Source organism: Alkalibacterium psychrotolerans, from assembly GCF_054784355.1.
This window is the reverse complement of sequence record NZ_BAAGPH010000128.1, coordinates 1-15,234: the sequence shown is the minus strand read 5'-3', so window position 1 is coordinate 15,234 and position 15,234 is coordinate 1. Positions and strand designations below refer to the sequence as shown.

Annotated in this window: 12 protein-coding genes; 4 read left to right on the top strand and 8 right to left on the bottom strand. The window is 41.5% G+C overall.

Features of this window, described 5'->3' with window-relative positions:
* Window positions 1-30: 30 nt before the first annotated feature.
* Both ACYVLS_RS10340 and ACYVLS_RS10335 read right to left on the bottom strand, forming a co-directional pair.
* Window positions 31-591, bottom strand: a complete 561-nt coding sequence (locus tag ACYVLS_RS10340) for a BCCT family transporter (RefSeq protein ID WP_460324219.1) — start codon at window positions 589-591, stop codon at window positions 31-33.
* Window positions 592-804: a hypothetical protein gene (locus ACYVLS_RS10335; RefSeq protein WP_460324217.1), complete on the bottom strand. Its 213-nt coding sequence runs from the start codon at window positions 802-804 to the stop codon at window positions 592-594.
* Between the two features lie 469 nt (window positions 805-1,273).
* On the opposite strand from ACYVLS_RS10335, the gene rpmG reads away from it, so the two are divergent.
* On the top strand, window positions 1,274-1,423 hold the full coding sequence (gene rpmG / locus ACYVLS_RS10330; protein WP_091263938.1) for a 50S ribosomal protein L33: 150 nt from the start codon (window positions 1,274-1,276) through the stop codon (window positions 1,421-1,423).
* Between the two features lie 186 nt (window positions 1,424-1,609).
* On the opposite strand, the gene ACYVLS_RS10325 is transcribed toward rpmG, so the two are convergent.
* Both ACYVLS_RS10325 and ACYVLS_RS10320 read right to left on the bottom strand, forming a co-directional pair.
* Window positions 1,610-3,766 (bottom strand): peptidoglycan D,D-transpeptidase FtsI family protein, encoded by a 2,157-nt coding sequence (locus ACYVLS_RS10325; RefSeq protein WP_460324215.1) that lies wholly within the window; start codon window positions 3,764-3,766, stop codon window positions 1,610-1,612.
* Between the two features lie 469 nt (window positions 3,767-4,235).
* Window positions 4,236-4,844 carry a superoxide dismutase gene (locus tag ACYVLS_RS10320; protein WP_460324213.1) on the bottom strand — a complete coding sequence of 203 codons (609 nt, stop codon included), beginning with the start codon at window positions 4,842-4,844 and terminating at the stop codon, window positions 4,236-4,238.
* 228 nt (window positions 4,845-5,072) lie between these two features.
* Between ACYVLS_RS10320 and ACYVLS_RS10315 the strand changes: the two genes are divergently transcribed.
* Entirely contained in the window at window positions 5,073-5,855 is a 783-nt protein-coding gene (locus ACYVLS_RS10315; protein WP_460324212.1) for a DUF1189 domain-containing protein, read from the top strand.
* A 157-nt stretch (window positions 5,856-6,012) separates the two neighbouring features.
* Here the strand turns inward: ACYVLS_RS10315 and ACYVLS_RS10310 are convergent, their stop codons facing one another.
* Entirely contained in the window at window positions 6,013-7,332 is a 1,320-nt protein-coding gene (locus tag ACYVLS_RS10310) for a DEAD/DEAH box helicase (RefSeq protein ID WP_460324211.1), read from the bottom strand.
* Between the two features lie 215 nt (window positions 7,333-7,547).
* Entirely contained in the window at window positions 7,548-9,005 is a 1,458-nt protein-coding gene (locus tag ACYVLS_RS10305; RefSeq protein ID WP_460324210.1) for an aldehyde dehydrogenase family protein, read from the bottom strand.
* Window positions 9,006-9,190: 185 nt separating this feature from the next.
* Between ACYVLS_RS10305 and zwf the strand changes: the two genes are divergently transcribed.
* Window positions 9,191-10,648, top strand: a complete 1,458-nt coding sequence (gene zwf, locus ACYVLS_RS10300) for a glucose-6-phosphate dehydrogenase (RefSeq protein ID WP_460324208.1) — start codon at window positions 9,191-9,193, stop codon at window positions 10,646-10,648.
* Between the two features lie 63 nt (window positions 10,649-10,711).
* Here zwf and ACYVLS_RS10295 read toward each other — a convergent pair whose 3' ends face one another.
* Window positions 10,712-12,229 carry a phosphohexomutase domain-containing protein gene (locus ACYVLS_RS10295; protein WP_460324206.1) on the bottom strand — a complete coding sequence of 506 codons (1,518 nt, stop codon included), beginning with the start codon at window positions 12,227-12,229 and terminating at the stop codon, window positions 10,712-10,714.
* Between the two features lie 114 nt (window positions 12,230-12,343).
* Complete coding sequence (argR, locus tag ACYVLS_RS10290) at window positions 12,344-12,805, bottom strand: arginine repressor (RefSeq protein ID WP_460324204.1); 462 nt, start codon at window positions 12,803-12,805, stop codon at window positions 12,344-12,346.
* Window positions 12,806-13,104: 299 nt separating this feature from the next.
* On the opposite strand from argR, the gene argS reads away from it, so the two are divergent.
* A complete protein-coding gene (gene argS, locus ACYVLS_RS10285; protein ID WP_460324202.1) occupies window positions 13,105-14,799 on the top strand; it encodes an arginine--tRNA ligase in 1,695 nt (564 codons plus the stop codon).
* Window positions 14,800-15,234 lie beyond the last annotated feature (435 nt).

Here is a 15,234-nt window from a genome sequence, read left to right as displayed (position 1 = left end):
GGCGGCATTCAAAGAAATTTTGATTGGAAATCAGTCAAACCAAGAACAAATTGCTGCGTAATTTCTTTGGTGAGGGTTAATCCGATAGGATTGTGAAGCATTTATTAGGGTGCGAAACTTGAGTTTATTACCAATTAACGGATAAAACAGCGATCGGATGGTTAAAGGCAGGCCTTTATTATATGAGAAGAAAGCCAATCCCAAACCAACAATCGCATAAATGGCCCAAGGGTGAATACCCCAGTGGAAAAAGGTCGATGCCATCGCTGCCTGGGCGGCGCTCGCTGAGTTAGGCGCAACATCTCCGAACATAGGAGACGGCTCACCTAAATGCATTATCGGTTCCGCTACACTCCAGAAGAGCAGGCCGATTCCCATCCCTGCACTGAGAAGCATCGAATACCAGGCAAAACGCGAGAATTCTGGCTTCGCTTTTTTACCACCAATAATTATTGATCCGTATCGCCCGAACGCGAAATACAGAGCCGCTATTATAAAGATATTAGCTACAAAAATCATCAGCCAGCCGGTTGTGCTGGAAATAATATCGAGCGTATTATCGAAGAACGCTTGCGCTTGAGTTGGGAACAGTCAGGTGACCGCTATAAAGATTACTAGTATAATGGATGATGTGATGGTCACTTCTGGATGAATGTCAAAACCGAATCTTTCCCAGTTACGTTCGCCAACTTCTTCTCTGCCTTCATCATCAAACAGCGAGACGGTCGGACGAATTTGCAGCCCTCTAAAGCGTTCCCTGTTCTCTATTGCGTCTTTACGTGCCGCAATTTCTTCTTTACGCAATTTTTTTGCGAGTTGGCGTTCTGATTCTAGCGCCCTTTCGTATTCGGACTGTACCCTTTCAGGCTTTTTGTTCTAGGGTTTTTCCCTTTTTCTGGGATCCCATTTTTTTCTACTCAATCCACTCATTCCTTTCAAATTAATAAAAATAATATCCTGTGAGTTATTAGACCTATTATAATTTACTACAAAAGCACAGGTCAGTTAAAGGTGTATTATAAAAATAGTTTAAAACAATTCAGCAATTTATTCTAATGTTAACTAGAAAGTCTCTAAAAATTCAGACTAGTAGGTCTTTAAAAACTGTTCGGGGTATGTCACAAAAGATTTCATAGTACTGGGCCTGACTTTACTGTATAATAAAAAAAAGATTGGCTTTTTCATTTAAAACGTGGTATTCTAGTCAAGGCGAAAGGCTAGACACCTATCATGTTTGATAGCCTTCAAAACAGGACCATTAGGAGGGACAATCATGCGAGTAAACGTTACATTAGAATGTACAGACTGCAAAGAACGCAACTACTTAACATCTAAAAATAAACGTAACAACACCGAACGTTTGGAAGTTAAAAAATATTGCCCACGCGAACGCAAAGTTACATTGCACCGCGAGACAAAATAAGTAAGTCATTAATACTGAAAAGAGAAGCTCTTGAGCTTCTCTTTTTTCTTTATTTAAGTTCCTTTAGATTGTGACATTAAGTCAGACCCATGCCAATTGGCCCCTGGATTTTCTAAAAAAGGAAAAGTGAAATCTCAATTAGCTGAGACTCACTTCTCCTTTTTCATATCATCGGAAACTGACAGTTTATTCTTCTTCAGCTTCTTCAATTATTTCTTCCAGTTCTTCTATTGTGTCAGTTTCCTGAATCGATTGAGTTTCTTCAAATTCTCCAACATTGAAATACGCATCAAACACGCGTCTGGCCGCATTTACGTTTTCCCGGTTATTTCGTTCAGAAGAATCCCTCGGCAAATATGGTACGACAACCGCAACAGCAATTTCCGGATTATCAAATGGTGCATATCCGACGTAAGTCAGATTAGATACACTCGATAAGCGTCCAGTTTGTTCATCATAATGAAAGGCCTGAGCCGTTCCTGTTTTTCCTGCAGAAGAATAAGGAGCGTCGCTGAACACGCTGCGAGCTGTTCCTTGAGAACCATTATTGACGCGATACATACCTTCCTGAACGTTTGATAACATTTGAGGATCTACATCCAGGTGATTAAGGATTCTAGGCTTGATTTCAGTTTTTAAAGCACCTACTCGTCCTGTTTCAGGATCGGTTCCTCTAATTTCAGATACCACTCGTGGAGCGATTCTTGTTCCACCATTAGCTATAGTTGAAATATGCTGAGCCAGCTGCATAGTCGTATAGGTGTCAAACTGTCCAAACGAGTGGAATAGTGACTGTCCCGGGTCTGTAGGTCGCGATTGAAATCCGGTTGATTCATCGGGTATATCTATTCCAGTAGGAACGCCAAGCCCAAACTGATAGAAGTAATACCTTTGCCTATCCGTCAATTCAGCAGCATTAATGTTCAACCCAGCACCTTGCTCATGATCCCAGACGCCACCCATTCGCATAGCCAGTTTGGCCATGTAAACGTTGGATGAGCGTTCCAGTGCATCGATTTCATCCATCCAGACACTATTGTTTCCGCCATAGTTGAATAGAGAGCGAATATCATTACTTCCTCTGATTCTAAGAGGAGTATCGTATATATTGTTATTGCTTTCATCAAGCACTCCGTCCATAGAAGCAGCAAGGATGGTTGCCCCTTTGATGGATGAGCCCATTTCATAGGCTTTACCTATGGTACCTAAAGCATCATCTACGACTTCTCCGTTTTCATCAATTCTTTTACCGGCCATAGCCAGGATATCACCATTTTGAGGGTTTGTAGCGACAATATACACACTGTCACTCAGCCCCTGACGTTCTTCCAGCGAATCCAGAGCGATTTGTTCCACCGTTTCCTGGAAATCAATGTCTATGGTTAAAATAAGGTTGTCCCCTTTTTGACCAGAAAACTGTTCAATCTGGTTAATGATATCACCACGACTGTTTGTCTCAGTTTCCAAACGAGACTTAGTACCTCTTAGTACAGATTCATATTGACTTTCGAGTTGGCTGATACCTACCCTGTCGTTTCTTGAGTATCCTCGAGCTAAATAGGATCGGACGTTATCCGCAGGAAGCCCTCTTTCTTCAGAGGAGACATTCCCTACAATACTTCTCAGCATGCCTTCCTGCGGGTACTCCCTAACCCAGTCAGTTCCGGTACCTATCCCAGGTAAGGAGTCTAAATTTTCACTTACGCGTGCTATTTCTTCCTGAGTGACGTCTTCATTTTTAACATTCACTGTACTTAATGCATACGCGGCATTCATTTGTTTGAAAATAGCGGCAGCATTTAAGTCGCGATCAGAAAGCTGCTCCAAGTCCTCATCTGAGATAGTGTCGAGCATGGCCTGGTAGGCTTCTGTTCCACCTAAAGTTAAATCCTCATCATCTAATCTGGAACGGACTTCTTCCTGATTTTGAGCAATATAATAGTCCTGCAGATCTCTTCTCGAGATATCTGAACCGGAATCAACGGCATAAAACGGAACCGAGGGCATCGTAATAAATTCTGCCAAATCATAGGCTACTTCAGCCATTTGACCTGCCGGTACATTTCGTCCTCTCGTATAGGTAATCGAATGACGCGCTTCATTTCCCACTAACGTTCTCAAGTTCGCATCAAAGATTTCTCCACGTGGGACACTTCCGGTAATGGTTGTGCGTTCTGTTCGTTCAACTTCTGCCCGATAATCATCTGCCCGAATAATCTGCAAGTACCCAAGACGCAGAATTAGACTGGCAAACATAAGAAATACTAGAAAAAAGAGTAGATTCAATCGAAAAGGGATATGTGATTTCTTCTTATCTTTCCTTTTTTGAGCTGGTGTTTTCACTCATTTCCCTCCTGTGCATATAATGCGGGTTGTTTAAGTAATCGTATTGTACTGCTGAATCCCAATTCAGCCTCGTATCAGTTTACCAAATTCACCTGGTGATTTCCATATCAGACCCCCTCAATTGTAAGTATAAATGAAAAGATTCATATAACTTTCATAATGTGTTCTTAATTACAAATTTGATTATTCCTTTTTAATCATCTTTCGCCGACAAACTTTCTACTGAGTAATGATTAACACCCACTTAATCGTACTTCACGAGTTAATTCCATAACGAAAGATGATTATCTTCATTTAATCGTCTTTTATTTTTAAATTCACTGGTGAAAGATGATTAACTGCCTTTTAATCATCTTTCAAGTCGTCAATTTCAAGCGAAGTATGATTATTGCAATAAATTGCCTCCGCATAAAAAAACAGGCTTCCTACTTTAATAGTAGAAAGCCTGCCTATAAGAAAGTCTAAATTATTTAGCTTCTTTGAAACGTTTTGCAACTTCATCCCAGTTAACGACATTCCAGAATGCTTCAATGTATTCTGGACGTTTGTTCTGGTAATTCAAGTAGTAGGCATGTTCCCATACATCCAATCCTAAAATTGGTGTTTTGCCTTCAGAGTATGGAGAATCCTGATTGATTGTATCCATAACTTCTAATTTCCCATCAGAAACAACTAGCCATGCCCAACCTGATCCAAAGCGTCCTGCCGCAGTCTGGTTGAATTTTTCTTTAAATTCTTTAACTCCGCCGAATGTTTCTTTAATAGCGTCAGCCAGGTCGCCACTTGGTTCGCCGCCGCCATTTGGAGACAAGATTTCCCAGAAAAGTGAATGGTTAGCATGTCCGCCACCATTGTTTCTCACTGCTGTTTTAATGTCATCCGGAACAGAGTCCAATTTTTTCATTAGTTCTTCAATGCTCAATTCAGCCAATTCAGGGTGATTTTCCAGTGCAGCATTTGTTTTAGTCACGTAACCAGCGTGGTGTTTATCATGATGCAAATGCATTGTTTCCTCATCGATATGGGGTGTTAGTGCATCGTAGTCATATGGTAGATCTGGTAAAGTGTATGTCATAATTAACATTCCTCCTAGTGAAATTTATCGTACAGTACTATTTTATCATTTAAAAAGTATTTAGCAAATAAAAACACTTGTGTAAAGTAAGTTTAGTAAATTCCCCACCTAAACCCTTTTTAAAACAAGGACTGTCGCGAAAATAGATTCAGTCAAAAGACTGATTGCTTTTTCACACGTTAAACCGTACACTATTTCTATGACTTAATTTAGATAAGGAAGATTATAATGAAAGAATACTTAAAAATCGGGTTTATGAACCCTCAAAAATTAACCACGGCGCGTGACATGACCCGCAAACAAGTCATCGGCTTTTTTGCAGTTCTTGCTTTAATATTGACGTTCTCCATGACCAGTATGCTTATCAATGTCCTCTCCTCTCTGCAGGAAGATGGAAGTGAAATTGCTGCTCAAATACCAGAGTTCACTATTACAGATAACCGGTTGGTTGCCGATGAAAATCAGGAAAGTTACGTACACCAGACCAACTCGTTTCTGTTTTTCTTTGATCCAAATGGTTCTATTGACACATCAGAAATTGATGCAAATTTGAACCGGCTGAATGTGCCGATTGGTATCGGTCTGATGCAGGATGAGTTTTACTTGAACGTTACAGGACGATCTTTGCCGGTCACCTATGATCAGCTCGACGGCTTTACTCATACAACCTTTATTAATCTTATGAGTCAAATCGGAAACCTTTCTCCACTCGTTCTGTTGTTTATATTTGCAGTCGCCTATCTGGCCAGTTCATTTTCACTGCTGTATGACTGGCTGATTTTATCCCTCTTTACAAATATTTTAGTTACCTTGCTGCGTATGCGCATTCCTTTCAAAAAAAATGCGCGCATGGCACTCGTGAGTTTGAGTATTCCGACATTGGCCCTTTCACTTATAGAAGCCTTCGGTTATTTCGTACCTTTCTCATTTGAACTGAAACTCGGCTTTGCCATCTACTTCTTGTATACTTCTTTGAAAGTGATTGCTCCAAAGAAAAAGAAAGAGGAGTAAATTTCCGATAGTCTTATAGTTTAGGTAGAAGTAATCTTAAAATTACTAGCGAGTTGTATCCTTTCTTTCGATAAGGATACAGCTCATTTTTTATACATAAAATGGGCAATAAAAAAATGCAGCTCTCTCAAATTTTGAGATAAGCTGCATTTATTAATTAATCGTTATTTCGTTTCAGGCGGCGAGCACGTCTTTGCTTCTCGTCTTTCTTGCGTGCAATTTTGCGTTTGTAGCCTGGCTTGATATTTTTCTTCATGCGCTTGCGCATTCCGTGAATTTCCGGATCAAAAGACTTATCCTGCTCCGTTTTCTTACGTTTGTCACGACGATTACGGTCGTAAGAATCAACAATTTCGTTGTTTCGGATATCTTTCGGCTGGAAAGTAATACCCTTTTTCTCAATCGTTACAATATCCTGCTCATCATCCGGACCATATAAGGTAATAGCTATACCTTTCATCTGGTTACGACCGGTACGGCCGACTCGGTGAACAAAGAAATCGAGATCCTGTGGTACTTCAGCATTAATGACATGAGAAATACCTTCAATGTCTATTCCACGAGCAGCCAAATCTGTCGCAACGATATACTGATAATCCAGATTTTGAATTTGTCTCATCACTCGTCTGCGCTCACGGGACGGAATACCGCCGTGAACAGTCGCGACTTTCAGTCCTTTTTTCTTCAGTTCCAGAGCTATTTCGTTAACATGTTCTTTTGTATTTGCGAAAACGAGCGCCAAATATGGCTGACCGATTGTCAGAAGCTTATAGATCATGTCAATTTTATTCTTACCTTTGGTTGACATCAACCAGTTCTCAACAGTGTCGGCAATGACCTGCTCATTGTCAACTTGAATGACCAGTGGGTTCTGCATATATTTTTTCAAAAATGGCTGCAGTTTCTGCGGAATGGTAGCTGAGAATACCAGCATCTGTCCGCCTTTAGGCAAACGGGAAGCAATCTGGTCAACGTCTTCTAAAAAGCCCATGTCCAGTGTCATGTCTGCTTCATCAACGACCATGAAAGGTGCTGTATGTGTCAGCAGAGCATTGGACTGAATCAAATCCAATAACCGGCCAGGCGTTCCAATAACGACGTGAGGCTGGGTGTTCTGCAGTTTCTGTATTTGACGGTTCTTGTCGGTTCCGCCCATGAATGACTGAACAATGATTGGTTCAGGAGAATGTTCTGCAAGTTGAGCTGCTGCGTTTGTCAGCTGTTCTGCAAGCTCACGACTTGGAGCAGTAATTACGACTTGGACTTCCTGCTTGGATGCATCAATTTTATTAAATATCGGCAATAAGAATGAGTGCGTCTTACCGGAACCTGTTTGCGATTGACCGATGATGTCTCTGCCTTTTTTCACTTCGGGAATGACTTTCTTTTGAATGTCGGTTGGTTCATTGAAACCAATTTCCGTGATGGCTTCTATCAGGTAGGGTGATAAATTAAATGTTTCAAATGGGTGTGTCATAAATATATTCCTCTTTTCTATTCTACTACATATTGTACCAAAGCTGAGCCTTTCAAGCTACAGTTAATTCTATTCGCGTTCATGGAACACCATTATACATAGAGATTATTCGTACTAATGAAAGTGAGATAAATAATTGCGTAGAAAAACGGGCAGACGACTTTTCTCAAAATCATTCTGCCCGACTGCTTTAGTTATTATGATTCAATGCATTTCTACTCGAAAGGATACTGTCTCGGCTCTTCCTGAACGGATATCCATTTCCAAGTGGTGAATTCGTCCAGTGAGTGTTCGCGTCCAAATCGACCCAGTCCAGAAGCTTTTTCTCCGCCAAATGCAATATACGGCTCATCATTGACACTCTGATCATTGATGTGTACCATACCCGTTTCCATTTTTTCCGCAAAGGCATAGGCTCGTTTTTCATCACTACTTGACACTGCTCCACTCAGCCCTGCTTCTGTATCATTGGCCAGTTCCAGCGCATGTGCTTCATCCTTGGCCGGAATAAGCGTAACCACCGGTCCAAACATTTCATTTTGTGCTGTCGTCATATCATTTGTTCCTTTTAAAACAAATGGAGTCAGGACGTTACCTTCTCGTTTACCTTCCAGGAGAACTTCTGCTCCTTCTGACTTGGCCTTGTCTACCTCCTCAAGAAGTCGCTCGACTTCCCCGCTGTCAATTAGTGGACCGATAAGCGTGCCTTCCTGTCTCGGATCGCCATGTTTCAGTTCACGGGTCTTTTCTACAAATTTTTCTGCAAAATCATCAAACACTGCTTCGTCAACGATGATTCGGTTAGTTGCCATACAAATCTGTCCGCTATGCATAAACCGTCCATAAATTGCTCCATTGACAGCTCTATCAATATCCGCATCGTCCAGTACAACCATGGCATTGTTTCCGCCTAATTCCAGTATCGTACGTTTGACTTCACGACCGCAGACTTCTCCGATTTGTTTTCCGACACCTGTTGATCCTGTGAAGGAAATCAGGTCAGGTACAGGGTGTTCGTAAAAGGCATCGCCAATCTCTGAAATCTTAGGATGGACTACCTGAAGAACGCCACTAGGGAGTCCAGTTTCTTCGAATATGTCCGCGATGATATTTCCGCCACTGATAGGTGTCTGATGGCCGGGTTTTAAAACCACTGCGTTACCTGCTGCTAGTGCCGGTGCAACAGACCGCATGGACAGATTAAACGGAAAATTGAACGGTCCAATGACGCCCACTACGCCTAAAGGTTTACGGGCAACATAATTTTTTTTGCCGGGTATCATGGACTGATTGACAATCGTTTCCATCTGAAAAGGAAATTCTGCTGCCAGATGCATGACGGCAACAACGATATCCACTTCCAGTTCGGCTTTCGCCAGAGTCGATCCCGCTTCATCAACTAAAACATCCACCAAATCGTCTTTTTTCTCTTCAATCACTTGGATGGCTTTTCGGATAATCCCGGCACGTGCAAAGGGACTCGTTTCTGCCCATTTCTTCTGGTGTTTTTTGGCGCTTTCATATGCTTCATCTAAATCCTCAAATGAAGCTGCCTGAACTCGCGCTACTGTTTCGTCTGTGAATGGATTGATCGACTCAATGACTTCTTCACTCGTTCCTTCACGCCATTTCCCATCGATAAAGTTGAGATTTAAATCACTGTACTTGCTCATTCCGTTCATCCTCTCTTGTTTGTCTACTTTCAATCTATAACGAACCTGTTGTATTATCAATTCAAACGCTTGTTATGCTAACATGTAAATGGATTGTGACAATTCAGTTGAATGATAGCCCAATAAAACGTAAAATAGACCATATGATTGATTCACATGATTAACATGTAGAAAAGAGGAAACAAATGTCTCATGAAACCAAAGCGTTATTCATAATTTTTGGAGCAACTGGGGATCTTGCTCATAGAAAACTGTACCCGTCTATTTATGAACTCTACAAAAAAGGCTATCTGTCCAGCTCCTTTGCGGTCATTGGTACAGCACGCAGGGAATGGTCGGATGATTATTTTCAGGAAGTTGTCCGAGATTCGATTGCTGATGGTGTAGAATCTGAAGAACACGCAGAAGAGTTTTCTACTCACTTCAGATACCAGTCTCATAACGTCAAAGATACTGAACATTACGTGATGTTGAAAAAACTGGCTGAGGAACTGGATGAAGAATATGATTTGGAAGGCAACCGTGTCTTTTATCTTTCCATGTCTCCCAGCTTTTTTGGAACCATTACGAGTCATTTGAAAGAACAGTCTCTGGCCACTGAAAAAGGATTCAATCGAGTGGTTATTGAAAAACCTTTCGGGACTGATTTTGAGACTTCCAAAGAGCTGAATGACGAAATCAATTCATCTTTTGCTGAAGATCAGCTTTACCGCATCGATCACTACCTTGGGAAAGAAATGATCCAGAACATTCTTGCCTTGCGCTTTGCCAATCCGCTTCTTGAAAACAGCTGGAATAAAGAAACGATTTCCAACTTCCAGGTTACACTCAGTGAAGATTTAGGTGTGGAAGAGCGTGGCGAATACTACGATAAAAGTGGTGCCCTACGTGATATGGTACAGAACCATGTGCTCCAAGTCGTCAGTATGCTGACCATGGACCGACCGGATTCCTTTACACCAGATGATGTCAGACGGGAAAAACTGTCGATCTTAGAAGCGCTGAAAACACCAGTTGTCACCCAGGACGAATCGACTGATTTTGTCAGAGCTCAATACACTACCTCTTCAGATCAGCAAGTGAAGGCCTACCGGGACGAGGACAAAGTTGATCCAGAGTCCTTGACGGAAACCTTTGTAGCTGGACAAATTGAAATCGATACAGATAAATGGCGTGAAGTGCCTGTTTATGTCAGAACCGGCAAGCGCATGGCGGAAAAAGTCAGCCGTATCGATATTGTCTTCAAGGAAACCGCTTCTGACCTGTTTAATGCTTCACCCTCTCACCTGTCGATTCTTGTGAATCCGGACCAGGGAGTTGAGCTATTCCTAAACAACAAAAAAATAGGCCCAGGGATGGACCTTGAACCAATGAAACTAGCAGGCCTTCGTTCGACAGAAACAGTTAAAAGCAGTCCGGAAGCCTATGAAAAGCTGATACTGGATGTGCTGAATGGAGATGAAACGCACTTTGCTCACTGGGGAGAAGTTGCTGCTTCCTGGAAGTATGTTGACCAGGTTCGACACACATGGGATACATTTAATGATCATATTCCCTTCTACCCGGCCCTTTCAATGGGACCCAGCGAGTCTGATCAGCTTCTAGAACGCAATAATCATCACTGGATATATCCTTCAGAATAAAAAAGCGCCATTCGCACTCAGCTCTCTTTAAGATGAGCTGAGTAACGAATGGCGTTTTAACTTTTATTTTAGCTTGCTTGAATCCAAGTCTTCCAGACTATAGAAGAAGGATTTCAGTTTTTCTTTAATTTTAGGAATAGTGTTTTCTTCGTCGTTTTCAATCTGAAGAACCAGTTTTGGCTCGTGCAGACTCATTCTCAAAAGCAGCCAGCCATGGCCATATGGTGCTCTAATTTGACTACGTTTGCCTTCCAGATTATTTTCCACTAGCTCAAAACCATCAGTCTCTTTCAGCCATAAGGCAAAACGATCAAGAATTTCATTGCCCCAGTCCTTGTATGCTGGAGTTTGGATGATAAAACGGATTTCTTCGGTTTCAACCGGCTGATTCAGGTCACTGATCAGATCAGTTGCACTTTTTCCTTCCTTGGCCATTTGAGCTTCTTTTGCAACAATCATAGCAGCCAGGTAAGCCCCGTCATCCAAAAAATAGTTGTCTCTGATGGCCGCATGTCCGCTTGTTTCTATTGCCAGTGCGCAGTCCGTTCCTTGGTCATTCAATTCGATTCCTCTGTTAATGACATTACGGTAGCCAGAAATATAGGGATCCACTTTGCCGCCTTTTGCTTCGATAAATTCAATCAGATGATCAGAAACTGGTGAATTGGTCACGATAGTGGTCCCGGGGTTTTCTTCCAGAATGATGGCGCCAATTAAACCAATCAGGTTGTTACGGTTGATGCTCTGTCCTTTTTTATCGACAATCGCCGAACGGTCGACATCAGTGTCAAAAATGATTCCCATATCAGCGTCATGCTTTAGAACAGCTTCAGAGATACTCATCATCGCTTCTTTGTTATCAGGATTTGGTTCGTGATTTGGGAATGTTCCGTCTGGTTCCAGAAACTGACTGCCAGTTGTATCGGCACCGAGTGGCTTCAATACTTTTTCGGCAAAAAATCCGCCTGCTCCGTTACCCGCATCAACAAGAATTTTCCGCCCGTTCAAAGGCTGTTCATCAGTCGACACACCTAGGGCGTCTCTGATTTTATCAACCAGGTCAGCCGCATAGTCAGACAGAAGGTCTTTCTGGGTAATCTCTCCCTTGAGTGGTTTTTCAAGCAAGACATCCGGCTGCTCGGCCAGTTTTAGTATCGCTTCAATATCCTCATGCTCAAAACCGCCTTTTTCTGTAAAAAATTTCAGTCCATTATACGCCATCGGCAAATGGCTGGCAGTTATCATGATGCCAATGTCCGATTTAAACGCTGAGTATTGTGTTGACATAAAGAGTGCGGGAGTCGTTGCCATCCCTGCATCAATCACGTTCATTCCATATTCTGTGAATACTGAAATGAGCCAGTCCTTTATAGCTGGACCAGTCAGTCTGCTGTCGTGCCCAATTGTCACCCTTGTGCGGTTTAAAGGGGTGACTGTTTTTTCGTCCCACCATTTAATCAGACCGCGTGCAATCAGTTTTACTGATTCTTCAGTCAAGTCCTTTTTATGTAAATCCGTGTCCATTGCAAATCCTCTAATATCCGACCCGTTTTGAAGTACTGATAAGCTGGCTTTAGTCATGTCACGTCTCCTTGTAATCATAATGGTTTAGTCTTCATCTCTAACTATAATAATTTGCCGTTCAGTAATCAAGGTAAAATAAAAAAGGGAGCACATTTCTGTGTCCCCTTAACTTCAGTCGCTGTCACCCATAACATTATCGAAATACTCATAAATAACCTGAGCATCTTCATTTGTACGTGAGATAAGTATAATGGTGTCATTGCCCGCTACAGTCCCCACTATTTCGGGAAACTCAATATCATCAATGAGCGCACCGATAACATGCGCATTACCAGGCAGTGTCGCTATCACGTTCATGAACTGCACGCAGTTGTAGGCAGTCACCACACTCTTAATAGTTGAATTCAGTTTGTCTTCAACCGTCATCTGGTTATTCTGATAGATTGTATACTTTGTACCTTGACCGGCATTATTTGTCTTGATTAAGTTTAATTCTTTTATGTCTCTGGAAATCGTTGCCTGTGTCGCTTTTACACCTTTACCTTGCAGCTGATGCAGTAATTCTTCTTGCGTTGCAATATCGTTGTTCAAAATAATTTGTTTAATTAGCATTTGTCTTTCGGATTTTTTCATAGGTCATCCCTCACTTTCCATCATGTAAATGTGCATATTATTACAATTAGTATACGCTATTTTCATGAAAGTTTCATTAATTTATACTTATAATTCGAAGTTTTATAAGCTAAATTCACAAAGTATACAAATTTTGCCAAGTATTGATACTACGCGCCAGCTTTGCTATAATACAAGTGCACATCATAAGGTGATAAGAAACGGCCTGGTTTTTGATTTTTTAAAAAGACCGCCCTTTTTTTATGCCTCAATGACGACTAAACTAATACTTATTCTAATGCTCACAGGAGGTCTTTTATTTGGACTATAGACAACAGATTGCTCAAACGCTTCACAAAGAATTACATGAACACCTGGACTTGAACGAACTTTACTTGCTGCTTGAAAAACCGAAACATGCAGAACACGGTGATATCGCATTCCCCGCTTTTCAACTGGCTAAAGTGTTCAGAAAAAATCCTGCTCAGATTGCTTCGGAAATTGCTGAAAATCTGTCATCCCCACTCATTGCAGACACACAGGTTATCGGTCCCTACATCAATTTCTTTTTGAACAAAGAAGCTGTTTCAAAAGAAATCGTTAAAGACGTCATTGAAAAAGGCAGTGACTACGGAAACTTGTCACTAGGTAATGGTCAAAATGTGCCTATCGATATGTCTTCTCCTAATATTGCCAAGCCAATGTCCATGGGTCATTTGCGCTCCACTGTTATTGGTAATTCTCTGGCAAATATCCTGAAAAAAGTGGACTACTCCCCTGTTCGCATTAATCACTTAGGTGACTGGGGTACTCAGTTCGGTAAACTGATTACGGCTTATAAAAAATGGGGTACCGAAGCAGATGTTAAAGCAGAACCAATTAAAGAACTGCTGCGATTATATGTGAAATTCCATGATGAAGCTGAAACGTCTCCTGAACTCGAAGACGAAGGCCGCGCGTGGTTCAGACGTCTGGAAGAAGGCATTGAAGAAGCGGTTGAATTGTGGACATGGTTCAGAGAAGAATCTCTGAAAGAATTCGAAAAAGTCTATCAACGCTTGAATATTTCATTCGACTCTTATAACGGTGAAGCTTTCTACAACGATAAGATGTCTGAAGTTGTCGAGCTTTTGGAAAACAAGAACGTTCTGACCGTTGATCAAGGTGCACATATTGTGAACCTGGATAAATATGACTTGAACCCTGCCTTGATTAAGAAATCAGATGGCGCCACCCTTTATATGACTCGTGACTTGGCTGCAGCTCTTTACAGAAAGAATACGTATGAATTTGCTCAGTCGCTTTATGTAGTTGGTAATGAACAGTCAAACCACTTTAAACAATTGAAAGCTGTATTGAAGGAATTAGGCTTTGACTGGGCAGATGATATTCACCACATCCCATTTGGCTTAATTACCAAAGATGGCAAGAAGTTGTCTACACGTAAAGGAAAAGTTGTCTTACTAGAAGAAGTTCTAGATGAAGCAGCCGCTCAGGCCCTTCAGCAAATTGAAGATAAAAATCCGGGTCTGGCAAATAAAGAAGAAGTTGCGGAGCAGGTCGGTGTCGGTGCGGTTGTCTTCCATGACTTGAAAAATGATCGCCTGAACAACTTTGACTTCACAATTGAAGAAGTTGTCCAGTTCGAAGGAGAAACCGGTCCTTACGTACAGTATACCAGAGCCCGTGCATTGAGTATATTGAGAAAGGCTGGCTTAGAAGAAGTCGCTCCTTCAAACTCTTATGCCCTTAGCGATGAATACAGCTGGGAAGTCATTAAACTGATTCACGATTACCCTAGCACAGTGAAGCGTGCCTATGAAAACTTCGAGCCATCCATCATAGCCAAGCATGCGATTCAGCTGGCTCAGGCCTTCAACCGCTTCTATGCACATGTCCGTGTGCTTGATGAGCACCCTGAAAAAGAAGCCCGCCTGGCTCTTGTCTTTGCCATCACCGAAGTACTTAAAGAAGACTTGAGAATCTTAGGTGTCGATACACCAGACGAAATGTAAAAAAAGTACTAATAGAGAAATAGCGCAGTCATTGAGCAGTGTAGCTCACTCGACTGCGCTTTTTTGCTGCTCACATTGTGTTTTTTGAGTGATAATCATCCTTCACGTAAATTTAGGAGTATGAACAATGATTAACTCCGACTTAATCATTGTTCATGATTAAAAAAATTTATGAATGACGATTATCTCAATTTAATCGTTCTTCGCAAAATAAAAATCGAATGAAGGATGATTAACTCGGACTTAATCGTACTTCACTTAAAATAATCGCAGCGAATGATGATTATCCAGCACTCCCCCTCCGAGCAATCGAGTAGGAGGTAAATAATTAATTTATTTACCGTCCTCTCACACCACCGTGCGTACGGTTCCGTACACGGCGGTTCAATAATTTAAATATCTCTATCGCTCGTACAAATGTATTAAATCTCTTAA